We start from the raw sequence: 21421 nt of genomic DNA, 5'->3' as shown, positions 1-21421 counted from the left end.
CGCCATGCCGCGGTTCCGGCTCACGATCGAATACGACGGCGCCCCGTTCGTCGGCTGGCAGCGCCAGGACAACGGGCCGACCGTGCAGGCGGCGCTCGAGGACGCGGTGGCGGCGTTCACCGGCGAACGGGTCGAGGTGGCCGGCGCGGGGCGGACCGACACCGGCGTCCATGCCACCGGCCAGGTCGCCCATATCGACCTCGCAACCGATCGATTCGACGCCCGCACGGTGATGAACGCGGTCAACGCCCATCTGGTCCCGCGGCCGGTCGCCGTGCTGGCGGTCGAGCCCGTCGGGCCGGATTTCCACGCCCGGTTCTCGGCGATCTGGCGGGCCTATCGCTACGTCATCGTCAACCGGAGTGCGCATCTGGCCCTGGATGCCGGCCGGGCCTGGCACGTCAAGGCGCCGCTCGACGTCGCGACCATGCAGGCCGGCGCCGACCGCCTGCTCGGCCACCACGACTTCACCAGCTTCCGGGCCACGCACTGCCAGTCGAAGTCGCCGATGAAGACCCTGGACAGCCTGCGGGTCTCCCGGCACGGCGAGCGCATCCTGGTCGAGGCGCGGTCGCGCTCGTTCCTGCACCATCAGGTGCGCAACATGGTGGGAACCCTGAAGCTGGTCGGCGAGGGCAAATGGTCGCCGGACGACGTGACCCGCGCGCTGCAGGCGCGCGACCGCACCGCGGCCGGCCCGACCGCGCCGGCCGGCGGGCTGACGCTGACCGGGGTGGGCTATCCGGACTGATGACCGGGCGCTAAAGCAGCGGCGACAGCGTCTTGCTGACGAAGAAGTCGAACACCATGGTGCCGACCACGACGGCGCTGGCCTCGAAGCCGGCGACGCCGAGCCCGGTGCGAGCGATGAACCAGCGCACCCACAGCACCAGCATCAGCAGGCCGAGGCCGAGCAGGTTGATCAGGGCGTCGGGCAGCAGGCCGACGACGCGCAACAGGGTCAGCAGGGTCTCGGCATAGACCAGCGGCACGGTGGTCCAGAAATACGCCGTCATGTAGCCGTCGAACCGGTTCGACCGGCCGAGGCCCTGCAGGAGGTAGAACACCAGCAGGGCGTAGCCGAACCAGCCGATGACCAGGATCTCGGTCTCGCGCACCAGGTCCTCGAGCCCGAACCGCACCATGTCGTCGCCGGAGACATGCAGGCCGAGGGTCATCAGGTGCCCCGGCACCACCAGCAGGACCGCCCAGGCGGCCGACCAGAAGCCTTCGCGGCCGGCGCGGAAATAGGCGACGCCGCCGGCGTCGCCGCGGATCAGGCGCCAGGCCCCGTACAGGGCGGTCGCCACCTCGATCCGATCGGGCGCCGCCATGCCGGCCGGGTCAGGCGAGGAACCGCCGCAGCATCGCGGCGTAGATGTCGGTGAGGGCGCGGAGATCGTCGACGGCGACCCGCTCGTCGACCTTGTGCATGGTCTGGCCGACCAGGCCGAACTCGACCACCGGGCACAGCCGCTTGATGAAGCGGGCGTCCGAGGTGCCGCCGGTGGTGCTGAGCGCGGGCCGGCGCCCGGTCACCGCCTCGGCGGCGTCGGCGACCAGGTCGCTGAGTCGGCCCGGCTCGGTCACGAAGCTCTCGCCGGAGCATTCGGTCGCCAGTTCGTAGCGCGCGCCCTTCTGGTCGAAGCTGGCGCGCAGCATCCGTTCCAGCGACCCGGAGCTGTGGGCGTCGTTGAAGCGGATGTTGAACACCGCCGACGCCCGCGCCGGGATCACGTTGCTGGCCGGGTTGCCGACGTCGATGCTGGTGACCGCCAGCGTGGTCGGCGGAAAATGCGCGGTGCCCTCGTCGAGTTGGCCGTGGGCGAACGGCTCCAGCATCCGCAGCAGGTGGTGAACCGGGTTCTCCGCCAGATGCGGGTAGGCGACATGGCCCTGGGTGCCGTGCACCGTCAGGCGGCCGGTCAGGCTGCCGCGCCGGCCGATCTTCATCATGTCGCCGAGGGCCGCGGGGTTGGTCGGCTCGCCGACCACGCAGGCGTCGGGGATCTCCCCGTTGGCCTCCATCCAGTCCAGCACCCGGGTGGTGCCGTTGACCGCGGGTCCTTCCTCGTCGCCGGTGATCAGCAGGCTGATCGAGCCGGGCAGGGCGTCGCCGCGCTCGCCGATCACCCGGGCCGCGGCGGCCACGAAGGCGGCGATCCCGCCCTTCATGTCGGCCGCCCCGCGGCCCCAGAGCTGGCCGTCCCTGACCGCACCCTCGAACGGCCCGACGGTCCAGGCCGCCTCGTCGCCGACGGGTACCACGTCGGTGTGGCCGGCAAAGCAGAAATGCGGGCCGCCGGTGCCGAACCGGGCGTACAGATTGTCGATCGGATCGGTGCCGGGGGTCTCGAAGCGCAGCCGGTGGCAGGCGAATCCGATCGGCTCGAGGATCGCCTCGAGGGCGGCGATCGCACCGCCCTCGGCCGGGGTCACGCTCGGGCAGCGGATCAGCCGGCCGGCGACCTCGACCGGGTCGAGACCGGCGCTACTGTCGGCGCCTCCATTGCCGGCCTCCGGCATCGTCCGGTCCTCGCTCAGTCGCGCAGCAGGTCGTTGATCGAGGTCTTCGACCGGGTCTGCGCGTCGACCTGCTTGACGATCACCGCGCAGTACAGCGACGGGCCGGGCTGGCCGTCGGGCATCGGCTTGCCGGGCAGCGAGCCCGGAACCACCACCGAGTAGGCCGGAACCCGGCCCATGGTGATCTCGCCGGTCTGGCGGTTCACGATCTTGGTGGTCTTGCTGAGATAGACGCCCATCGACAGCACCGCGCCGGTCTCGACGATGACGCCCTCGACGACCTCGCTGCGGGCGCCGATGAAGCAGTTGTCCTCGATGATCACCGGGTCGGCCTGCAGCGGCTCCAGCACGCCGCCGATGCCGACGCCGCCGGACAGATGGACGTCCTTGCCGATCTGAGCGCAGGACCCGACCGTGGCCCAGGTGTCGACCATGGTGCCGCTGTCCACATAGGCGCCGACGTTCACGAAGCTCGGCATCAGCACGACGTTGCGGGCGATGAACGCCGAGCGCCGCACCACGCAGTTCGGGACCGCCCGGAATCCGGCCTCGCGGAACCGGTTCTCACCCCAGCCGGCGAACTTGGACGGGACCTTGTCCCACCACACCGACGGTCCGAGGTCCGGCCCGTCGGGGCCGCCCGGGATGACCTGCATGTCGAACAGCCGGAACGACAGCAGGACGGCCTTCTTGAGCCACTGGTTGACCTCCCACTGGTGGTCGCCCTTCGGCGTCGCCACCCGCAGGCTGCCGTTGTCCAGACCCTCCAGCGCCGCCTCGACGGCGTCGCGGACCTCGCCCTTCGTGTTGACGCCGATCTCGGCCCGGTTCTCCCAGGCGGCGTCGATCACAGCTTGCATCTGGCTCGTGCTCATCGGTCCCGTCGTCGGCTGTCCAAGGTGTCGAAAAGGCGGAATTCCGGGGCACAATGGCGGTGCGCCAGAAGGCTGTCAACGCGGCTCGGCGAGGGCTAGGGCAGGCTCTCCAGAAACCCGACCAGGTCCTCCGCGACATGGTGGACATGCTCGCCCTCGGCGCCGTCGCGGGCCCAGTCGTGCTCGCTGCGCAGCCACACGGTGCGCATGCCGAGGGCCGCCGCCGGTGCCAGGTTCTTCGCCATGTCCTCGATCATCACCGCGCCGGCGGGCGCGAAGCCCGCCACCTCAACCAGCCGGGCGTACGGGCGCGGGTCGGGCTTCGGCACGTAGTCGGCGGCCACGATGTCGAACACCGAGTCGAAGTGCCGGGCGACGCCGAGCCGCGCCATCACCCGCTCGGCATGGGGCACCGAGCCGTTGGTGAACACCAGCTTGCGGCCGGGCAGCCGGGCCAGCAGGTCGTCGAGCCGCGGCGACGGGTCGACCGGCGTCACGTCGATGTCGTGGACGAAGTCCAGGAACGTGCCGGGTTCGACCGCGTGCTCGGTCATCAGGCCGCGCAGGGTGGTGCCGTAGCGGCGGAACAGGTCGCGCTGAAGCTCCTTGGCCGGACCGGCCTCGAGCTCGAAGCGGTCCTGGATGAACCGGGTCATGCGGGCCGACACCTGGACGAACAGGTTGCTCCGGGCCGGATACAACGTGTTGTCGAGGTCGAAGACCCAGGTCTCCACGGTCGCCGGGTCAAGCGTTTCCGATGGGATTTGCCACAATGGCTTGTTAACAGTCATGCCGCTAGAGTGACGCCGTGCGCGTGGTTGGGCAAGGTGCCGGAGGCAGCGGAACATGGGTGACGAAGCGGCGGTTGCCGATCTGCTCCAGCTGATCGAGGACGGGCCGCTCGCCGATCATCCCGGCCCGGTCATGCTGGTCGGCACCGACGGCCGCGTACTGGCGCGCAACATTCCCGGCGCGCCGCTCGCGATGCGCTTCGCCAGCGGCGAACTACCGGCGGTGACAGCCATGGTGTCGGCGGTGACCGCCGGTACCGGCTCGCAGAGCTTCAAGATCTCCGACGAGGATACCGGCAGCACCATCGACCTGGCGGCGATCCCGGTGTCCGGCCGGCTGGCGCTGCTGGTCGGCCGCGACGTCTCGCTGGACCACAATCTGCGCGCCGCGCTGGTGGACTCCCGGCAGCGCTACAAGGACCTGGTGGAGATCTCCTCGGACTTCGCCTGGGAAACCGGGCCGACCGGACAGTTCGTGTTCGTGTCGACCGCCGGGGCGCTGGGCTACGATCCGGACGAACTGGTCGGCCGGCCGGCCGAGCGCTTCCTGGTGGTGCCCGAGGGGCTGGACATCGTCAGCCCGTTCGTCGCCCGCGAGCCGGTCCAGGGGGTCGAGGTGAGGTTCCGCCGCGCCGACGGCGGCGTGTCCACCCTGGAGGCCTCGGCGGCGCCGCTGTTCGACGACCGGGGGCGGTGGAGCGGCGCCCGCGGGGTGTGCCGCGACGTGACCGAGGCCCGGCAGCGCGACGCCGCCCTGACCCGGGCCCGCAGCCGCGAGCGGCTGACCACCTACATCGTCCGCACGATCCGCGACGAGATCGAGCCGGCGCGCATGCTGGACGCCGCCGCCGAGGCGCTGTCCCGGGCCCTGACGGCGGATGGCTGTGCCCTCTACCGGATCGTCCCCGGGGCCGGCCTCGACCTGGCGGTGGGCGTCGGCGAGAGCGTGCCGTCGCGCGTCGTCGACGACCTGCGCGAGGCGATCGTCGAAGCGCGCGAACCGGTCATCGCCGAGGTCGAGGAAGGTGCAGCACTGGCCCACCAGCTCTCCTACCACCAAGAGATGAACGGGACCGTGGCGCTGTGGCGCGGGGGCGCCGGCGCGGTCTGGGACGAGGAGGAGGTCGCCCTGCTGATCGAGGTGGCCGACCAGCTCGGCATCGCGCTCCAGCAGGTCGCTGCCCACGAGCATCTGCGCACCCTGTCGTCGACCGACGCGATGACAGGGCTGCTCAACCGCCGTGGGTTCGATGACGCGTTCGCGAGCCGGCTGGAACTCGGCGATGCCGGCGCGGCGGTCGGGACACTGGCCTATGTCGACCTCGACAACTTCAAGAAGGTCAACGATACCCGCGGCCACCAGGTCGGCGACCGGGCGCTGATCCACGTGGCCGAGATCCTGAGCCGGGAATCGCGGGCCGGCGACCTGGTGGCCCGGCTCGGCGGCGACGAGTTCGCGGTCTGGATGGAGGGTGTCGACGCCGCGGCCGCGGCGGCGCGGGCCGAGCGGGTCCTCGAGGCGGTGCGCGAACTGGAGCCTTATTCCGGAGGCCCCGAGCATCCGCTGGGCCTGTCGATCGGGATGGCGATCCGGAGCGCCGGCTCGCACGAGACCCGCGAAGAGCTTGTCGCGCGCGCCGACGCGGTGATGTACGAGATAAAGCACGGGGGCAAAGGCTGGTACCGGATCGCCGGGATGCCCCCGCCTGCCGTTTCGCCCCAAGTCCCCGTGCCACGAGACCGACGACAGAACCCATGACCGAGAAGTTCACCCGCCGTCGCGCCGAGGACGCCGTCGCGGATCCGATCGCCCGCGAGCGCGCCATGGAGATCGCCCGCACCGGCGACGTGGCCTCGCGTCGGGCGCTCGCCAAGCGGGGGGACCTGGCCCCCGAGTTGCTGTTCTACCTGGCCGAGGACGACGACGTGGTCGTCCGCCGGGCGGTGGCCGCCAACGCGTCGACGCCAAGGCACGCGCACGAGTTCCTGGCGCGCGATCGCGACGAGGCGGTGCGTGCCACGGTGGCCGGGCGGGTCGGGGCCGAGGTCGTGGGCCTGCAGGACGAGCGCCGGTCCCAGCATCGCCGGATCACCGTCGAGGTCATGGAGGCGCTGGCCGTCGATGCCGCGGAGAAGGTGCGGCGGCGACTGGCCGAGGCGATCAAGGATGCCGACAACGCGCCGCCGGAGGTGATCCGCCGGGTCATCGAGGTGCTGGCCCGCGACACCGCCCATGAGGTGGCTGGACCGGTCCTGGAGTTCTCGCCGCTGCTGTCCGACGACTTCCTCGTCGGGGTCGTGGAGGCGCCGGCCAGTGCCGGGGCGGTGACTGCGGTGTCGCGCCGCCGCGGCGTGTCGTCGCGGGTCTCCGATGCGGTCGCCGCCAGTGGCGACGACGGTGCCATCGCCGCCCTGCTGGCCAACGAATCGGCGCAGATCCGCGAGGCGACGCTGGACCGGCTGATCGACATGGCGCCGGAGAAGCCGGGCTGGCACGCGCCGCTTGTGGCTCGCCCGAAGCTGTCGGCCGGCCATGTCGGCAAGCTCGCACGGTTCGTGGCGATGGCGCTGGTCGAGGAGCTGCGCAGCCGCACCGACCTGGACGAGGACGCCTCGGCGCGGCTGGCCGAGGCCATGAGCCGCCGTATCGAGGAGGCCGGCGGGCGTTCGCCGGCCGGCGCCGAGCGCGGCCGGGCGTTGTCGATGCACAGCGAGGGCGAGCTCGACGAACTGTCGCTGAGCGAGGCGCTGACCGCCGGCCGGCGGGCCTTCGTGATGGCCGCTCTGTCGGTGCGCTCGGGGCTGCCGGAGCCGGTCGTGCATTCGATGATGAGCTCGGGCAGCGCCAAGGCCGTGACCGCACTGGCCTGGCGGGCCGGCATGACCATGGAGTTCGCCGAGCAGCTGCAGCTGCGGCTCGCCTATATCGAGCCGCGCGACGTGCTGCGGGCCTCCTACGGGACCCGCTTCCCGCTGGACGACGAGCAGCTCGACTGGCAGGTGCGGATGTATGCCGAGGGCAAGGTCGAGTAGCCACCGCGCTCCACAGGCCTGGCGTGGCCGGACGGCGCCGGTCAACGGTTTCTTAGCATTCGCACTGTATGGTCCCGGCCGTCGCCCTTGCGGAAGCCGCCGATCCGGCGCGCCGCAGCCCGACATACCGCCTGAATTTCCGATCGACTGGAGCCGGACCCCGATGCGGTCGCCTTCCCTGAATGCGAGTCATCTCGCCGCGGTCCTGGACGCCTGGCCCGACGCCATGCGGATCGAGCGGACCGCGTCGGAGCTGCGCGACATCGCATCCCGGGCGGCCCTCGAATTGGCGGCCGGCCGGACCGGGATCATCGACGGCCTGTTCGCCGAGATGCAGAGCCCGTCGCCGACGCTGCACTGGAATCCGGCTGAATCCGCGCTCGAGCCCCTGGCGCTGCGATTCCTCGCCCGCTACTGGGAGGCCTGTCCGAAAATCGGCGGGCTTCCGCGTTCCAGCCTGATCGATCCGCTCGATCTGGCGCCGGCGCTGGGATACGTGATGCTGATGGAGCCGGTCGAGCGGTCGGCGGACTTCCGCTATCGGGTCTACGGCTCGACGATCGTCGAGTACTCAGGGGTCGAGATGACCGGCAAATGCGTCTGGGATATCCCGGTACCGCAGGTCGCGGCGTATTTCGTGGCGACCTACAAGGCGGTCACAGACCGGCGCCGGCCGCTGTTCGCCCACCACCGCACGCATCACCACATCCAGGTTGCCCAGTGGGACCGTCTGGTCCTGCCGTTCGTGGACGAGCACGGCACCGTCGACCGCCTGCTGGTCGGGAACGTCCCGAGCCTGCGCCGCCCGCAGCGCACCGGCAGCGACGGTCGGGATCGCAGGGCGGTGTAGGACCGCTCAGTCGGCCTTGATCCAGGTGCCCATGCCGTGGCTGGTGAACAGCTCCAGCAGGACGCCGTGCTGGACCCGGCCGTCGATGATCACCGCACCGCCGGCGCCGCCGCGCACCGCCTCGATGCAGGTCTCGATCTTCGGGATCATGCCGCCCGAGATGGTGCCGTCGGCGATCAGCGCCTGGGCCTCGGCCACGGTCAGCTCCGGCATCAGGCGGCCTTCCTTGTCCAGCACGCCCTCGACGTCGGTCAGCAGCATGAAGCGGCTGGCGTCGACCGCCGCAGCGACCGCGCCGGCGGCGGTGTCGGCGTTGATGTTGAAGGTCTCGCCGTTGGGGCCGGAGCCGATCGGCGCTACCACCGGGATCAGGTCCTGCGCCACCAGCCGGCGCAGCATCTCGCCCTCGACCTTCACCGGCTCGCCGACGAAGCCGAGGTCCAGCACCTTCTCGATGTTGCTGTCGGGGTCGATCCGGGTGCGGCGCAGCTGGCGTGCCTGGATCAGGTCGCCGTCCTTGCCGGACAGCCCGATGGCGCGCCCGCCGGCGGCGTTGATCGCCGCGACGATGCCTTTGTTGATGGCGCCCGACAGCACCATCTCGACGATCTCGACGGTCTCCTTGTCGGTGACGCGCAGGCCGTCGACGAACTCGCTCTTGATCGCCAGGCGCTCGAGCATGCGGCCAATCTGGGGGCCGCCGCCATGCACCACGATCGGGTGCATGCCGACCTGCTTCAGCAGCACGATGTCGGCCGCGAACTGCAGCGCCAGCTCGTCGTTGCCCATGGCGTGGCCGCCATACTTCACGACCACGGTCTTGTCGTTGTAGCGGCGCATGAAGGGCAGCGCCTCGGTCAGGATACCGGCCTTGGAGAGCCATTCGGCCCGGCGCTTGAGGTCGATCGGCTTCATCATCGCTGTCCCGCTTGCTGGATAGCGGAGAATAGAGCGCAAATGCCCGCCGCCGCGCAAGCCCGCGGGCGTCAGACCGCGAAGCGGGCGAGCTCGGCGCGCAGTTCCGGGATGCCGGCCCCGGTCAGGCTGCTGGTCGGGCGGATGACCGGATGCGCCGCCGGCCGCCGGGCCAGGGCGGCGGCGGTCCGCTCCATGATCTCGGCGAGTTCGGGCGACTTCGGCTTGTCGGCCTTGGTCAGCACCACCTGGTAGGACAGGGCGGCCCGGTCGAACAGGTCCATGGCCTGCAGGTCGCTGTCCTTGAGGCCGTGGCGGGAGTCGACCAGCAGGTTGACGCGCTGCAGGCTGGTCCGGCCGCGCAGGTAAGCGAACAGCGTGTCGGTCCAGAGCTGGATCTTGGTCTTCGAGACCTTCGCGTAGCCGTAGCCGGGCAGGTCGACGAGCTGCAGCCGGCCGCCCAGGTCGAAGAAGATCAGCTCCTGGGTGCGGCCGGGGGTGTTGGAGGTGCGGGCCAGCGTCTTGCGGCCGGTCAGCGCGTTCACCAGGCTCGACTTGCCGACGTTCGAGCGGCCGGCGAACGCGATCTCGGGCAGGCCGATCGGCGGCAGCTGGTCGATCGCCGCCGTCGCCCACACGAACTTGCACTCGGCGGCGAACAGGACCCGCGCGGCCTCGATCGCCTCGGGCGTGAACTCGGGCGAGGCGTCGGGGCTGTCCGTGGTCAAGAAAGCGCCTTCCGGATGCCCATCCGGCGCATGATGACCGCCTGCTGGGCGATCGACAGCAGGTTGTTCCAGGTCCAGTAGATCACCAGCCCGGCGGCGAAGTGGCCGAGCAGGAAGGTGAACATGACCGGCAGGAACATGAACACCTTGGCCTGCACCGGATCGGCGGGCTGCGGGTTCAGCTTCTGCTGCAGGAACATGGTCAGGCCCATCGCCAACGGCCAGGCGCCGATCATCAGGAACTGCGGCGGATCCCAGGGGATCAGCCCGAACAGGTTGAACATGCTGGTCGGGTCGGGCGCCGACAGGTCCTTGATCCAGCCGTAGAACGGCGCGTGCCGCATCTCGATGCTGACGAACAGGGTCTTGTAGAGCGCGAAGAACACCGGGATCTGGACCAGGATCGGCAGGCAGCCGGCCGCCGGGTTGACCTTCTCGCGCTTGTACAGCGCCATCATCTCCTGGTTCAGGCGCTGCTTGTCGTCCCCGTACTTCTCCCGCATCTCGGTCAGCTTCGGGGTCAGCTCCTTCATCTTCGCCATCGACTTGTACGACTTGTTGGCGAGCGGGAAGAACAGCAGCTTGATGATGATCGTCAGGCCGAGGATCGCCAGGCCGAAGTTGCCGAGCACCCCGTGCAGGTAGGTCAGCACGTAGAAGAACGGCTTGGTCAGGAAGTAGAACCAGCCGAAGTCGATCGCCAGGTCGAAATTGGCGATCCCGTAGCGCTCCTCGTAGCGGTCCAGGAGCTTGACCTCCTTGGCGCCGGCGAACAGGCGGTTCTCGACGGCCGCGGATCCGCCGGCGGCAATCTCCTGGGCGCCGCCCAGGAAGTCGACCTGATAGCGCTCCGACTGGTTGCGGCTGGCGTGGCGGAAGTTGTAGCTCCACTCCTGGTTCTGGCCGGGCACCAGGGCGGCCAGCCAGTACTTGTCGGTGATGCCGATCCAGCCGCCGGTCGCGGTCTTGGCGACGTCGCCGTCCTCGCGCAGCTCGCTGTAGTCGAGCTCGGTCAGCGTGTCGTTGAACACGCCGAGCGGGCCTTCGTGCAGGATGTAGAAGTCGATGGTCTCGGGCGTGCCGCCGCGGCTCAGCAGGCCGTACGGGTACAGCGTGACGGGCGCGTCGGTGCGATTCACCACGCGCTGCGAGACCGAGAACAGATAGTCGTCGTCGATCGAGACGACGCGCTCGAAGGTCAGGCCCTGGCCGTTGTCCCAGGACAGGGTGACCGGGCTGCCGGGCGCCAGGGTGTCGGCGCTGGCGGTCCACACCGTCTCCGGGGTCGGCAGCGCGACCGTCGCTCCGCCGGCCGCCACCCAGCCGAACTCGGCGTAGTAGGGGTGCCGCAGCCCGGTCGGGTCGAGCAGATGAATCGGCGGGCTCTTCGGGTCGATGGTCAGCCGGTAGTCGGTCAGCACCACGTCGTCGATGCGCGCGCCCTTCAGGGCGATCGACCCCTGGATCCGCGGCGTGTCGATCTTCACGCGCGGGCTCATCGCCAGGGCCGCCTCGCGGGTCTCGCCGGTGGCCGCAGCGGCCGCGCTGCCCGGCACCGCCGGTGCGGAGCCCGCCGGCGTGCCACCCGGGCCCGGCACGATGCTGCCGCCTGCCGCCTGCTGCTGCGCCTGCTCCTGGGCCTGTTGGACGCGCTGCTGCTCGATCTTCGGCTTTTCCACGAGGAACTGGAAACCGAGCAGAATGATCACGGAGAGAACGATCGCGAGGATCATGTTCTTCTGGTCGGTCATCGCGGACTTCCGTCAGTGAGGCGGCGGGAGGGCAGCGTGGGCAAACGGTCGAGATCGGCGGCGGCGAGCGGCGGCACCGGATCGTAGCCGGAACCGCCCCAGGGGTGGCAGCGCAGCAGGCGCCGCAGCGCCAGTAGCCAGCCACGCAACGGGCCATGCACCGCGATCGCCTCGAGCGCATAGGCCGAGCAGGACGGGGCGAAGCGGCAGGCCGGCCCGAGGAGCGGCGAAACCAGCAACCGGTATAGGTGAACCGGCGCGCCGACGATAGCGCGGATCACGTCCGGGCCCCCGCGGCCGGGGGCGGGGGCCGCCTGGAAGGCCGGTCGCCGGTTTGGCCGCGCCCGGACTGGATCCGGGTCAGGGCCTTCTCGAGATCGGCGAGCAGGTCGTCATAGGGCCGGTCGGCGGTGGCGGCGCGGGCGATCAGGACGTAGTCGTGTCCCGGTTCGGCCCGGCGGCTCAGCACGTCGGCCGCGACCGCGCGCAGGCGCCGGCGGGCCCGGTTGCGGACCACGGCGCCGCCGACCTTGCGGCTGGCGGTGAAGCCGAGGCGTGGACGGGTGTCGTCGCCGGTCTCTTCGGGCGCACGCCGGCGATCCTGGAGAACCAGGCCGGGAGCCGCGGCTTTCACGCCGCGGGCAGCGCGCAGAAAATCGGCGCGACGGAGCAGGCGCGGCAGCGGGGTAGCGCCGGTCGTCCGCATCGTTTCACCGTCCGACGCCGTCGAACGGTACTACGCGGAGAGGCGCTTGCGGCCCTTGGCGCGGCGGGTAGCGATCACGCGGCGGCCACCGACGGTAGCCATGCGCGAACGAAAGCCGTGCCGACGCTTGCGGACCAGGACGCTCGGTTGATAGGTGCGCTTCACGGGAAGTCTCCGTCACACGTCGACGTGCCATATTTCGGCGAGGGCGCGTGTATATCGGCTGCAACCGGGCAAGTCAACGCCCTGGGAATCCCCCGGGGAATCGGTGGCCGGAAACCCCGGCCCTACACGGCCTGCCGGGCCCGCAGCGCCTGCGCCAGCGTGCCGTCGTCCAGATAGTCCAGCTCGCCGCCGACCGGCACGCCATGGGCCAGTCGGGACACCCGCACGCCGGTCGGCGCCAGGCGGTCGGCGACGTAGTGCGCCGTGGTCTGGCCGTCGACCGTGGCGTTCATCGCCAGGATCACCTCGGTGATCGCCGGGTCCGAGGCCCGCGCCACCAGTCCGTCGACGCTCAGGTCCTCGGGGCCGATCCCGTCCAGCGCCGACAGCACGCCGCCGATCACATGGTAGCGCCCGCCGAACGCCGCCGCCCGCTCCAGCGCCCAGACGTCGGCAACGTCCTCGACCACGCAGAGCGTGTGCGGCTCGCGCCGCGGATCGGTGCAGATCGTGCACGGGTCGACGGTGTCGAGGTTGCCGCAGGTCGAGCACGGCCGCACCGCCCGGGCCGCCTCGGCCAGGGCCTCGGCCAGCGGGATCATCAGCGACTCCCGCCGCTTCATCAGGTGCAGGATGGCACGCCGGGCCGACCGGGGGCCCAGCCCCGGCAGCTTGGCCAGATACTGCATCGCACGGTCGAGTTCGCCGCCGGACACCGGGCAGCTCCCGCTCAGAACGGCAGCTTGAAGCCGGGCGGCAGGCTGATGCCGCCGGTCAGCTTCTGCATCTCCTCGGCGGACTGGGCGTCGGCCTTGGCGCGGGCGTCGTTGATCGCCGCCACCAGCAGGTCCTCCAGCACCTCGACCTCGGCCGGGTCGACCAGCGCCCGGTCGATGCTGACCTTGCGGGCCTCGCCCTTGCCGGACAGCACGACCTCGACCATGCCGCCGCCGGACCTGCCGGTGACCTCCAGCCCGGCCAGGCGCTCCTGCATCTCCTGGACCTTGGACTGCATCTCCTGAGCCTGCTTCATGAGCTGGCCGAGGTTCTTCATGACTGCCTCACGCCTGGTTTGCCTTGCTTTCGGGATGCCCGCCGCCGGAGCCCTCGTCGTCGAGCACGACCGTGTCGGCGTCGTCCATCGCCTCGTCCTCGTCCGCCTCGCCGACCGGGTCGGCCGGCGGCGGCGCCGTGATCTCCTCGATCCGCGCGCCCGGGAACAGATCCAGCACCCGGGATACCACCGGATGCTCGGCGACCCGCGCGAACCGCTCGGCCCTGGCCATGCCGGCCTGCTCGCGCAGGGTCGGCTCGCCCGCGTCGCGCGAGATCCGGATGTCCCAGCTCTGCCCGGTCCAGCGTCCGAGATGGGCTGAAAGCTGCGCGGTCAGCCGCGGGTCGGCGCCGGCCTGCGGGCGCAGGTCGACCCGGCCGGGCGCATAGGACACGCAATGCACCGAGCCGGCGAGCTGCGCCGACAGCACCGGCTCGCCGCGGGCGTGGAACAGCTCGACCATCTCGCGGAAGGTTGCCGGCATCGCCGGCGGCTGCTCCTCGTCGACGCCGTCCGGCGGCGGGCCGTCGGTGACATAGGCCGGCGGCTCGTCGGGATCGACAGGTGGCGGGCCGACCGGGGCCGGCTCGGGCGCGCCGGGCCGGGGCGGGACAGCCGAGGCGACCGGCGCGGCGGCGGCCTGGCCGGAACCGGACTGTGCAGCCGATCCGCCGGCGACCGCGCCCGAGCCGTCGGTCAGCAGGCGGATCAGGTCGGCCGGGTCCGGCAGCTCGGCGGCATAGCCGAGGCGAATCAGCACCATCTCGGCGGCGGCGACCGGGGCGGTGGCGTTCTGCACCTCGCCCAGCCCCTTTGACAGCATCTGCCAGGACCGGGTCAGCGCCGGGACGGCCAGGGTCTCGGCGAGCCTGCGGCCGCGGTCGCGCTCGGCCTCGCCCAGGTCGTTGGCGCCGGCCGCCTTCGGGGCCGCCTTCATCCGGGTGACCGCGTGGGTCAGCTCCATCAGGTCCTGGATCACCACCACCGGGTCGGCGCCGCCGTCATACAGCATCCGCAGCACGTCCAGGGCGTCCGGGATGCGGCCGGCCATGACCGCCTCGAACAGGTCGTAGACCCGCTCGCGGTCGACCAGGCCCAGCATGTCGCGGACCTGGGCGGCGGTGACCGGTCCGGTCGCCAGTGCCATCGCCTGGTCGAGGATCGACAGCCCGTCGCGGGCCGAGCCGTCGGCCGCCCGCGCGATCATCCGCAGCGCCTCGGCCTCGGCCTCCACCCCCTCGGCCGCGCACACCCGCTCGAACAGCCCGGTCAGCACGGCGACGTCGATCCGGCGCAGGTCGAAGCGCTGGCAGCGCGACAGCACGGTGATCGGAACCTTGCGGATCTCGGTGGTCGCGAAGATGAACTTCACGTGCTCGGGCGGTTCCTCGAGGGTCTTCAGCAGCGCGTTGAAGGCGTTGCGGGTCAGCATGTGGACCTCGTCCACGATGTAGACCTTGTAGCGCGCCGACACCGGGCGGTAGCGCACGCTCTCGATGATCTCGCGGACGTCGTCGACGCCGGTGCGCGAGGCGGCGTCCATCTCCAGCACGTCGACGTGGCGGTCCTCGGCGATCGCCCGGCAGTTCTCGCACACCCCGCAGGGCGTCATGGTCGGGCCGCCGCTGCCGTCCGGCCCGGTGCAGTTCAGTCCCTTGGCGACGATCCGTGCGGTGGTGGTCTTGCCGACCCCGCGCACCCCGGTCAGCACGAAGGCGTGGTGGATGCGGTTCTGCGCGAAGGCGTTGCGCAGCGTCCGCACCAGGGTCTCCTGGCCGACCAGGTCCTCGAAGGTCTGCGGGCGGTACTTGCGCGCCAGCACACGGTACTCGGCTGCGGGGCTGTCTGCTGGCGTTCCGGCGTCGCTCATGCGGGGATCATAGGGCGCCGCGCGCGAGGGTGAAACCGACGATCACGACCGGCGGCCGATCCGCCGGGGGATCGGGGGGGGGATCCGGTGGAAGGCCGGCAGCGACCCGGACCGAAACTCGTTACGGCTGCTTCCTTCCGGACCTGACCGGGTTGGCGAGGAGCCCGTCCGCGCCGACCTTCCGAGGCGGGATATAGGACGTCGGCCCCGGTCGGCGCAAGGGCGGCTTGTGCCGCGCGGCCGGCGGTCCTAGCTTCGGCAGGCCATCCCGGAGGGAGAATCCGCCATGAACGTCCGCGACATCCTGAACGCGGGGCCGGTGATTCCGGTGGTCACCGTCGACGACGCGGCCCGCGGCCCCGGCCTCGCCCGCGCCCTGCTGGCCGGCGGCATCCGGGTGATCGAGGTGACCATGCGCACGCCGGCCGCCCTGGACGCGGTGCGGGCGATCCGCGCGCAGGTACCGGACTGCATCGTCGGCGTCGGCACCCTGCTGGACCGCCGGCAGATCGGCCCGGCGGTCGAGGCCGGGGCGGTGTTCGCGGTGTCGCCGGGCTTCGATCCGGACCTGGTGGCGCCGGTGGCGGCCGCCGGCCTCGCCTACCTGCCGGGCATCCAGACCGTGTCCGAGGCGATGGCGGCGCGCAGGGCCGGGCTCGACACCCTCAAGTTCTTCCCGGCCAAGGCGGCCGGCGGCACCTACGCTCTCGACCAGATCCGCCCGGTGCTGCCGGACATCGCGTTCTGCCCGACCGGCGGCATCGGCGCCGAGGACGCGCCGGCCTACCTGAAGCTGGCCAACGTGCTGTGCGTCGGCGGCAGCTTCCCGGCCCCGACCGACGCGATCAACGCGGGCGACTGGGGGCGGATCGAGGATCTGGCCCGGCAGGCGGCGGCGCTGAAGGTGTAGGCAGGGGCTGCTCGCCCGTCGCTTCGTGGGTTCCGGCTCGACCGCGCCGACGGCGGCGCGTCCGTCCGGAATGACGACAATCGAAGGGGAGGATTCCTTACCCTGTCGTCATTCCGGAGCGGCCCGACGACGGCGGGACGGATCCGGAACTCGCGAAGCGACGGGCGTACGATCCGAACGGGTCAGATGAATCCTTGAATGTTCCCGATTCGTTCTTGACTCCGTCGCGGCCCGGGACAATCGTCGGGACGGAACCGTCGCGCACTGGAGCGTCGCATGTCTGACCGTTCGGAACTGGTCCTGTACCATGCCATCCCGTCGCGCTCGTCGGTGGTCCACTGGATGCTGGAGGAGGTCGGGCATCCCTACGAATTGCGGCTGCTCGACCTGTCCAGGGGCGAGAACCGCAGCGCCGAGTTCCTGGCGCTCAACCCCATGGGCAAGGTGCCGGTCCTGCTGCACGACCGTGTCGCGGTGACCGAGGCGGCGGCGATCTGCTGCCATCTGGCCGACGCCTTCCCGGAGGCCGGGCTGGGTTTTCCGGTCGGCGACCGGCGTCGCGGACCTTACCTGAAGTGGCTGTTCTTCTCGCCGAGCTGCCTTGAGCCGGCGATGACCGACCGCGCCCTGAAGCGCGACGCGCCGCCGCGCGCGATGGTCGGCTACGGCGACTTCGAGACCCTGGTCGGCACCCTGGCGGCGGCGGTCGAGGAAGGGCCCTACCTGTTCGGCGATCCGTTCACTGCGGCCGACCTGGTGCTCGGCGCGACCCTGCGCTGGGCCATGCGGTTCGAGCTGCTGCCGGCGGTCGACGCCTTCGCGCGCTATGTCGAGCGGCTGGAGGCACGGCCGGCCCTGCAGCGCGCCGAGGCGACCGACGCCGAACTCGCCAACCGGGCCGCCGAGGCCGGCTGAGCGGCGTCAGCCGGCGTCGCCGGTCAGCAGCGCGTCTACCTCGTCGCGGGTCGGGGCGCCGAGCCGGCCGCCGAACCGGGTCACCTTGATCGCCGCGGCGGCCGCGGCGAACCGCATGGCGTCGGGGATCCCCCGTCCCTCGGCGACCGCCAGGGCGTAGGCGCCGTGGAACACGTCGCCGGCCGACAGGGTGTCGACCGCCACCACGGGGAAGCCGGGCAGGACGCCGGAAACGCGGTCGGCGATCCAGCGCACGCCGTCGGCGCCCAGGGTCACCGCCAGCACCCGCGCCGCCGGCAGCCGGTCCGCCAGCGCGGCCAGGTCGCCGGACGGCTCCAGCAGCGCCAGCCCGGGCTCCGAGCACACCACGTGGTCGGCGCGGGCCGCCAGGTCGCGCAGCACATCAGGGTCGGCGGTGTCGGCGTCCAGGATCGCCGGCACGCCGGCGGCGCGGGCGGCGTCCAGGGCGGCGGCGGCGCCCTCCGGCCAGCGGGTGTCGACCAGCACCGCCCCGGCGCCGGCCAGCGACGCCAGCGGCAGCCAGGACGGGTCGCGCGACAGCTCCGGGTCGTAGAACGGCACGATCAGCCGCTCGCCGGCGGCGTCGACGACGATGGTCGAGATCGCGGTGCGGCGCCCGGGCACGACCCGGACGGCCGAGACGTCGACCCCCTCGCCGGCCAGGTCGGCACGCCAGCGCCCGCCGGCCTCGTCGTCGCCGATCCGAGCCCAGATCCCGGCCCGGCCGCCGAGCCGGGCGATCGAGGCGGCCGCGGCCGACGCCATGCCGGCGCCGAACACCGCGCAGGCGTCGGCCAGCACCTTGCCGTGCGGCGGGATCGCCGGCACCCGCAGCACGGTGTCGAGGGTGGCGGCTCCGATGCACTGCACATAGGGAGGCTTCGCGGCTGCCGCGCGGCGGCCGCCCTGCGTCGTGGTGGTGTCCGCCATGCGTGGATTTCCTCTGGCGCGGGGGGGCGGTTTCGATTACCTGTTCCGCCACTGTATCAGAGGACGCCCAAGGGCCATGGTCCCGACGAGCCGAGATCAGCTGCGACGACGAACCTCGCCCCCCGGAACGATCCGTGGGGCCGCGCGACGACGCGCCTTCGTCTGATCCCGCCCGGCCCTGCCGGAGCGGGTTTTGTCCTACCCTCTCCGGCCAGGTGTTCAAGATGTTCCAGATCCGCTCCGAGCTGCCGTCCGACGGCGCCGCCATCGAATCCCTCAACGACATGGGCTTCGGCCCGGACCGGCGCGGCCGCACGGTCTACCGGCTGCGGCTCGGCGCCCCGACCCTCGGCTTCATCGCCGCCGACCCGGAGAGCGACCAGCCGCTGGCGACCCTGCGGTTCTGGCCGGTGATGGTCGGCCTCGACCGGCCGGCCCTGCTGCTCGGTCCGCTGGCGGTGACCCCGGAGCGGCGCGGCCAGGGCCTCGGCCGGGCGCTGGTCGGGCACGGCCTGTCGGTGGCGCGCGACCGTGGCTGGCGGCTGTGCCTGGTGTCGGGCGACCCGTCCTACTACCGGCCCTACGGCTTCGAGCCGGCGGCGGCCCGCGGCCTCGCCATGCCGGGGCCGATCACCGCCGGCCACCTGCAGGTCAAGGAACTGGCCGGGGGGGCGCTCGACTCGCTGCCGCGCGAGGCGATCCTGCGGGTCCTGCCGTGGAGGTGTCATCGCGGCGGCGACGCCGACGGTGATGCCGTCGTGACCCACCGGCGCCTGCGCGTCGGCTGACCGAGTGGACCTGCTCGGCTGGCCCGCGGAGGTCTGGGCGCTCGCCGCCGCGGCCTCGCTGGTCGCCGGCGTGGTGCGCGGCTACACCGGCTTCGGCTTCGCGCTGATCCTGGTGACCACCGTCTCGGTGCTGGCGGCGCCGGCCGAGATCGTGCCGATCTCGGTGGTGCTCGACATCTTCGCCAGCCTGCGGATGCTGCCCCATGTCCACCGGGACGTCGACCGCCGGGGCTGCCTCCTGATGCTGGCCGGCGCGCTGCCGGCGATCCCGATCGGCGCCCTGGCGCTCGCCGGGTTCAGCGAGGACGCCATGCGGCTGGCGATCGGCGTCGCGGTGCTGGCCGCCACGCTGGCGATCGCCGCCGGCATCGGGCTGCGGCGGGTGCCCGGCACCGGGCTGAAGCTGGCGACCGGCGTGACCATGGGGCTGATGTCCGGGGCCGCCGGCATCCCCGGCCCGCCGGTCATCCTGCTGTATCTCTCGTCGCCGCTGCCGGCCGCCACCCTGCGGGCGACCGCGGTGGCGGTGTTCCTGGCGGTCGACCTGATCGCGCTCGTCACCATGACCGCCTACGGGCTGGTCACCGCCGACGTGCTGCTGCACTGCCTGGTGCTGGCGCCGCTGGTCGAGGGGGCGGTGTATCTCGGCCGCCGGCTCTACGGCACCGCCGACGAGACCAGCGTGAAGCGGGCGGCGCTCGCCCTGCTGGCCGTGATGGCGCTGGTGGCGATCATCAGGGCGACGCTGGGCTGACGGACAGAAAAAAAGGCCGGGCCCTCCGAGCGTGAGGAGGAGGGCCCGGCCCTGCGACCGTCGCGGGAAAGGGATAGGGTCAGGCCGCGGCCGACCCCTCCCGGACGATCGTGTAGCGGGCGGTGCAGACGCTGCGGGTCTCGACCGCGATATGCTCCCAGGCGCGCTTGGCCGTGTCGGGGTCGCGGTAGGGGCCGAGGATCTGCTCGGTGCCGTCCACCAGCTTGTCGAAGGCGGTCGATTCGTACTCGCCGCCGATCACCCAGTAACGCTCAGGCATGTCCGTTCCTCCTCTCAGCTCGGGCCGTCTTGGTGGGGCCGTGTCATTCAGCCGCCGCGGTCAGCGCCGCCGGCTGGAACTGCGCCTCTTCCGTCGAGTCGTGCAGCGCGGTGGTCGAGGCGTCCGCGCCCTTGATCGCCACCGACACCGCGTCGAAGTAGCCGGTGCCGACCTCGCGCTGGTGGCGGGTGGCGGTGTAGCCGTTGGCCTCGGACGCGAACTCGGCGTTCTGCAGCTCCGAGTAGGCGGCCATGCCGCGCTCGCGGTAGCCGCGGGCCAGCTCGAACATGCCGTGGTTCAGGCTGTGGAAGCCGGCCAGGGTAACGAACTGGAACTTGTAGCCCATGGCGCCGATCTCGCGCTGGAACCGGGCGATGTCGTCCTTGTCCAGGTTGGCCGACCAGTTGAACGACGGCGAGCAGTTGTAGGCCAGCATCTGGTCCGGGAACTCCTTGCGGATCGCCTCGGCGAAGCGCTTGGCCTGGTCCAGGTTCGGGGTCGAGGTCTCCATCCACAGCAGGTCGGAATACGGCGCGTAGGCCAGGCCGCGGACCACGCAGCGCTCGAAGCTGTTGCCGTCCTTCAGGCGGTAGAAGCCCTCGGCGGTGCGCTCGCCGGTCAGGAACGGCCGGTCGCGCTCGTCGACGTCGGTGGTGATCAGCTTGGCGCTCTCGGCGTCGGTCCGCGCGACCACCAGGGTCGGAACGCCCATGACGTCGGCCGCCAGGCGCGCGGCGTTCAGGGTGTTGACGTGCTGCTGCACCGGGATCAGCACCTTGCCGCCCATGTGGCCGCACTTCTTCTCGGACGCCAGCTGGTCCTCGTAGTGGATGCCGGCGGCACCGGCCTCGATGTAGGCCTTGGCGAGCTCGAAGGCGTTCAGCACGCCGCCGAAGCCGGCCTCGCAGTCGGCCACGATCGGGGCGAACCAGTCGGTCGAACCCTTGCCTTCCATGGTCTGGATCTGGTCGGCGCGGGCCAGGGTGTTGTTGATGCGGCGCACCAGCTCGGGGCCGGAGTTGGCCGGGTACAGGCTCTGGTCCGGGTACATGGAACCGGCGACGTTGGCGTCGGCCGCGACCTGCCAGCCGGACAGGTAGATCGCCTTCAGCCCGGCCCGGACCTGCTGCATGGCCTGGTTGCCGGTCACCGCGCCCAGGGTGTTGACGTAGGGCTCGGTGTTCAGCAGTTCCCACAGCCGCTCGGCGCCGCGGCGGGCCAGCGTGTGCTCGATGCGGAGCGAGCCGGACAGCCGGCGGACATCCTCCATCGTGTAGTCGCGACGGATGCCGGCGAAGCGGCCCGGCTTGGTTCGGGTACGGTCTTCGAATTCCTGGGTCATCGCGTGGTCCTCCTCGGTATCGGTTCGGCGGTGCACAGCGACTGTTGCGCCGCAACATGACCGCCATATATTCACCAAAGACCGGGGCGGGCCATAACCTATTGCATGAAAACGAGTAACACTGTCTCAGCAGAAAAAATCACATTTAGTAATTTGTAACGATTGTAAAATTCTTCGCGTTTGCGACACTCCTTGGCTAGAGTGCCGGGAGGATGCC

General features: G+C 71.3%; 24 protein-coding genes and 1 other RNA gene. 8 read left to right on the top strand and 17 right to left on the bottom strand.

Annotated elements, in window-relative coordinates:
* The first annotated feature begins 4 nt into the window (after positions 1–4).
* A complete protein-coding gene (gene truA, locus RIC31_RS06245) occupies positions 5–751 on the top strand; it encodes a tRNA pseudouridine(38-40) synthase TruA (RefSeq protein ID WP_350104333.1) in 747 nt (248 codons plus the stop codon).
* A gap of 10 nt (positions 752–761) precedes the next feature.
* Here the strand turns inward: truA and RIC31_RS06240 are convergent, their stop codons facing one another.
* The 4 genes from RIC31_RS06240 to RIC31_RS06225 all read right to left on the bottom strand — a co-directional run bounded on the left by RIC31_RS06240 (position 762) and on the right by RIC31_RS06225 (position 4135).
* Positions 762–1334: a hypothetical protein gene (locus RIC31_RS06240; RefSeq protein ID WP_350104331.1), complete on the bottom strand. Its 573-nt coding sequence runs from the start codon at positions 1332–1334 to the stop codon at positions 762–764.
* Positions 1335–1344: 10 nt separating this feature from the next.
* Positions 1345–2526, bottom strand: coding sequence for a succinyl-diaminopimelate desuccinylase (gene dapE, locus RIC31_RS06235; RefSeq protein WP_350104329.1), 1182 nt, complete (start codon positions 2524–2526; stop codon positions 1345–1347).
* A gap of 14 nt (positions 2527–2540) precedes the next feature.
* Complete coding sequence (gene dapD / locus RIC31_RS06230; RefSeq protein WP_350104327.1) at positions 2541–3401, bottom strand: 2,3,4,5-tetrahydropyridine-2,6-dicarboxylate N-succinyltransferase; 861 nt, start codon at positions 3399–3401, stop codon at positions 2541–2543.
* 95 nt (positions 3402–3496) lie between these two features.
* The gene (locus tag RIC31_RS06225; protein ID WP_350104325.1) at positions 3497–4135 is read right to left on the bottom strand and encodes a pyrimidine 5'-nucleotidase; all 639 of its coding nucleotides are present in this window, start codon (positions 4133–4135) and stop codon (positions 3497–3499) included.
* Between the two features lie 112 nt (positions 4136–4247).
* Between RIC31_RS06225 and RIC31_RS06220 the strand changes: the two genes are divergently transcribed.
* The 3 genes from RIC31_RS06220 to RIC31_RS06210 all read left to right on the top strand — a co-directional run bounded on the left by RIC31_RS06220 (position 4248) and on the right by RIC31_RS06210 (position 8075).
* Positions 4248–5951 (top strand): sensor domain-containing diguanylate cyclase, encoded by a 1704-nt coding sequence (locus RIC31_RS06220; RefSeq protein ID WP_350104323.1) that lies wholly within the window; start codon positions 4248–4250, stop codon positions 5949–5951.
* On the top strand, positions 5948–7225 hold the full coding sequence (locus RIC31_RS06215; RefSeq protein WP_350104321.1) for a DUF2336 domain-containing protein: 1278 nt from the start codon (positions 5948–5950) through the stop codon (positions 7223–7225). Before RIC31_RS06220 ends, RIC31_RS06215 begins: the two co-directional genes overlap by 4 nt.
* Before the next feature lie 163 nt (positions 7226–7388).
* Complete coding sequence (locus RIC31_RS06210; protein ID WP_350104319.1) at positions 7389–8075, top strand: PAS domain-containing protein; 687 nt, start codon at positions 7389–7391, stop codon at positions 8073–8075.
* Between the two features lie 6 nt (positions 8076–8081).
* Here the strand turns inward: RIC31_RS06210 and argB are convergent, their stop codons facing one another.
* The 10 genes from argB to ffs all read right to left on the bottom strand — a co-directional run bounded on the left by argB (position 8082) and on the right by ffs (position 15447).
* On the bottom strand, positions 8082–8990 hold the full coding sequence (argB, locus tag RIC31_RS06205) for an acetylglutamate kinase (protein ID WP_350104317.1): 909 nt from the start codon (positions 8988–8990) through the stop codon (positions 8082–8084).
* A gap of 71 nt (positions 8991–9061) precedes the next feature.
* Positions 9062–9718: a ribosome biogenesis GTP-binding protein YihA/YsxC gene (gene yihA / locus RIC31_RS06200; RefSeq protein ID WP_350104315.1), complete on the bottom strand. Its 657-nt coding sequence runs from the start codon at positions 9716–9718 to the stop codon at positions 9062–9064.
* Positions 9715–11469, bottom strand: coding sequence for a membrane protein insertase YidC (gene yidC / locus RIC31_RS06195; protein WP_350104313.1), 1755 nt, complete (start codon positions 11467–11469; stop codon positions 9715–9717). Before yidC ends, yihA begins: the two co-directional genes overlap by 4 nt.
* Positions 11466–11750, bottom strand: coding sequence for a membrane protein insertion efficiency factor YidD (gene yidD, locus RIC31_RS06190; protein WP_350104311.1), 285 nt, complete (start codon positions 11748–11750; stop codon positions 11466–11468). Before yidD ends, yidC begins: the two co-directional genes overlap by 4 nt.
* Entirely contained in the window at positions 11747–12175 is a 429-nt protein-coding gene (gene rnpA / locus RIC31_RS06185) for a ribonuclease P protein component (RefSeq protein ID WP_350104308.1), read from the bottom strand. Before rnpA ends, yidD begins: the two co-directional genes overlap by 4 nt.
* 30 nt (positions 12176–12205) lie before the next feature.
* Complete coding sequence (gene rpmH / locus RIC31_RS06180) at positions 12206–12340, bottom strand: 50S ribosomal protein L34 (RefSeq protein ID WP_350104306.1); 135 nt, start codon at positions 12338–12340, stop codon at positions 12206–12208.
* A 122-nt stretch (positions 12341–12462) separates the two neighbouring features.
* On the bottom strand, positions 12463–13056 hold the full coding sequence (gene recR, locus RIC31_RS06175) for a recombination mediator RecR (RefSeq protein WP_350104303.1): 594 nt from the start codon (positions 13054–13056) through the stop codon (positions 12463–12465).
* Between the two features lie 14 nt (positions 13057–13070).
* On the bottom strand, positions 13071–13394 hold the full coding sequence (locus RIC31_RS06170) for a YbaB/EbfC family nucleoid-associated protein (protein ID WP_350104301.1): 324 nt from the start codon (positions 13392–13394) through the stop codon (positions 13071–13073).
* Between the two features lie 7 nt (positions 13395–13401).
* Positions 13402–15264 (bottom strand): DNA polymerase III subunit gamma/tau, encoded by a 1863-nt coding sequence (locus RIC31_RS06165; protein ID WP_350104299.1) that lies wholly within the window; start codon positions 15262–15264, stop codon positions 13402–13404.
* An 86-nt stretch (positions 15265–15350) separates the two neighbouring features.
* Positions 15351–15447: signal recognition particle sRNA small type (ffs, locus tag RIC31_RS06160), an RNA gene on the bottom strand.
* Between the two features lie 103 nt (positions 15448–15550).
* On the opposite strand from ffs, the gene eda reads away from it, so the two are divergent.
* Both eda and RIC31_RS06150 read left to right on the top strand, forming a co-directional pair.
* Positions 15551–16174 carry a bifunctional 4-hydroxy-2-oxoglutarate aldolase/2-dehydro-3-deoxy-phosphogluconate aldolase gene (gene eda, locus RIC31_RS06155; RefSeq protein ID WP_350104297.1) on the top strand — a complete coding sequence of 208 codons (624 nt, stop codon included), beginning with the start codon at positions 15551–15553 and terminating at the stop codon, positions 16172–16174.
* A gap of 276 nt (positions 16175–16450) precedes the next feature.
* On the top strand, positions 16451–17089 hold the full coding sequence (locus RIC31_RS06150) for a glutathione S-transferase family protein (protein WP_350104295.1): 639 nt from the start codon (positions 16451–16453) through the stop codon (positions 17087–17089).
* 6 nt (positions 17090–17095) lie between these two features.
* Here RIC31_RS06150 and RIC31_RS06145 read toward each other — a convergent pair whose 3' ends face one another.
* Positions 17096–18040 carry a PfkB family carbohydrate kinase gene (locus RIC31_RS06145; RefSeq protein ID WP_350104293.1) on the bottom strand — a complete coding sequence of 315 codons (945 nt, stop codon included), beginning with the start codon at positions 18038–18040 and terminating at the stop codon, positions 17096–17098.
* A gap of 224 nt (positions 18041–18264) precedes the next feature.
* Here RIC31_RS06145 and RIC31_RS06140 point away from each other — a divergent pair, with 224 nt between their 5' ends.
* Both RIC31_RS06140 and RIC31_RS06135 read left to right on the top strand, forming a co-directional pair.
* Entirely contained in the window at positions 18265–18828 is a 564-nt protein-coding gene (locus tag RIC31_RS06140; protein WP_350104291.1) for a GNAT family N-acetyltransferase, read from the top strand.
* 4 nt (positions 18829–18832) lie between these two features.
* Entirely contained in the window at positions 18833–19582 is a 750-nt protein-coding gene (locus RIC31_RS06135) for a sulfite exporter TauE/SafE family protein (protein WP_350104289.1), read from the top strand.
* Positions 19583–19661: 79 nt separating this feature from the next.
* On the opposite strand, the gene RIC31_RS06130 is transcribed toward RIC31_RS06135, so the two are convergent.
* Both RIC31_RS06130 and aceA read right to left on the bottom strand, forming a co-directional pair.
* Complete coding sequence (locus RIC31_RS06130; protein WP_350104287.1) at positions 19662–19862, bottom strand: DUF4170 domain-containing protein; 201 nt, start codon at positions 19860–19862, stop codon at positions 19662–19664.
* A 43-nt stretch (positions 19863–19905) separates the two neighbouring features.
* Complete coding sequence (gene aceA / locus RIC31_RS06125) at positions 19906–21204, bottom strand: isocitrate lyase (protein WP_350104285.1); 1299 nt, start codon at positions 21202–21204, stop codon at positions 19906–19908.
* Between the last annotated feature and the right edge of the window lie 217 nt (positions 21205–21421).

Origin of the sequence: Thalassobaculum sp. (assembly GCF_040219615.1) — a bacterium.
Classification (GTDB): Bacteria; Pseudomonadota; Alphaproteobacteria; order Thalassobaculales; family Thalassobaculaceae; genus Thalassobaculum_A.
The sequence above is the reverse complement of the archived record's forward strand: the minus strand, read 5'-3'. Positions and strand labels throughout refer to the sequence as shown.

Coding starts and splice junctions, on each gene's coding strand:
- RIC31_RS06140 (WP_350104291.1), top strand. CDS start 18,265: ATGTTCCAGATCCGCTCCGAGCTGCCGTCCGACGGCGCCGCCATCGAA.
- RIC31_RS06150 (WP_350104295.1), top strand. CDS start 16,451: ATGTCTGACCGTTCGGAACTGGTCCTGTACCATGCCATCCCGTCGCGC.
- RIC31_RS06170 (WP_350104301.1), bottom strand. CDS start 13,394: ATGAAGAACCTCGGCCAGCTCATGAAGCAGGCTCAGGAGATGCAGTCC.
- RIC31_RS06220 (WP_350104323.1), top strand. CDS start 4,248: ATGGGTGACGAAGCGGCGGTTGCCGATCTGCTCCAGCTGATCGAGGAC.
- truA (WP_350104333.1), top strand. CDS start 5: ATGCCGCGGTTCCGGCTCACGATCGAATACGACGGCGCCCCGTTCGTC.
- aceA (WP_350104285.1), bottom strand. CDS start 21,204: ATGACCCAGGAATTCGAAGACCGTACCCGAACCAAGCCGGGCCGCTTC.
- RIC31_RS06130 (WP_350104287.1), bottom strand. CDS start 19,862: ATGCCTGAGCGTTACTGGGTGATCGGCGGCGAGTACGAATCGACCGCC.
- RIC31_RS06210 (WP_350104319.1), top strand. CDS start 7,389: ATGCGGTCGCCTTCCCTGAATGCGAGTCATCTCGCCGCGGTCCTGGAC.
- dapD (WP_350104327.1), bottom strand. CDS start 3,401: ATGAGCACGAGCCAGATGCAAGCTGTGATCGACGCCGCCTGGGAGAAC.
- RIC31_RS06145 (WP_350104293.1), bottom strand. CDS start 18,040: ATGGCGGACACCACCACGACGCAGGGCGGCCGCCGCGCGGCAGCCGCG.
- RIC31_RS06165 (WP_350104299.1), bottom strand. CDS start 15,264: ATGAGCGACGCCGGAACGCCAGCAGACAGCCCCGCAGCCGAGTACCGT.
- argB (WP_350104317.1), bottom strand. CDS start 8,990: ATGAAGCCGATCGACCTCAAGCGCCGGGCCGAATGGCTCTCCAAGGCC.
- rnpA (WP_350104308.1), bottom strand. CDS start 12,175: ATGCGGACGACCGGCGCTACCCCGCTGCCGCGCCTGCTCCGTCGCGCC.
- RIC31_RS06240 (WP_350104331.1), bottom strand. CDS start 1,334: ATGGCGGCGCCCGATCGGATCGAGGTGGCGACCGCCCTGTACGGGGCC.
- dapE (WP_350104329.1), bottom strand. CDS start 2,526: ATGCCGGAGGCCGGCAATGGAGGCGCCGACAGTAGCGCCGGTCTCGAC.
- yidC (WP_350104313.1), bottom strand. CDS start 11,469: ATGACCGACCAGAAGAACATGATCCTCGCGATCGTTCTCTCCGTGATC.
- RIC31_RS06215 (WP_350104321.1), top strand. CDS start 5,948: ATGACCGAGAAGTTCACCCGCCGTCGCGCCGAGGACGCCGTCGCGGAT.
- eda (WP_350104297.1), top strand. CDS start 15,551: ATGAACGTCCGCGACATCCTGAACGCGGGGCCGGTGATTCCGGTGGTC.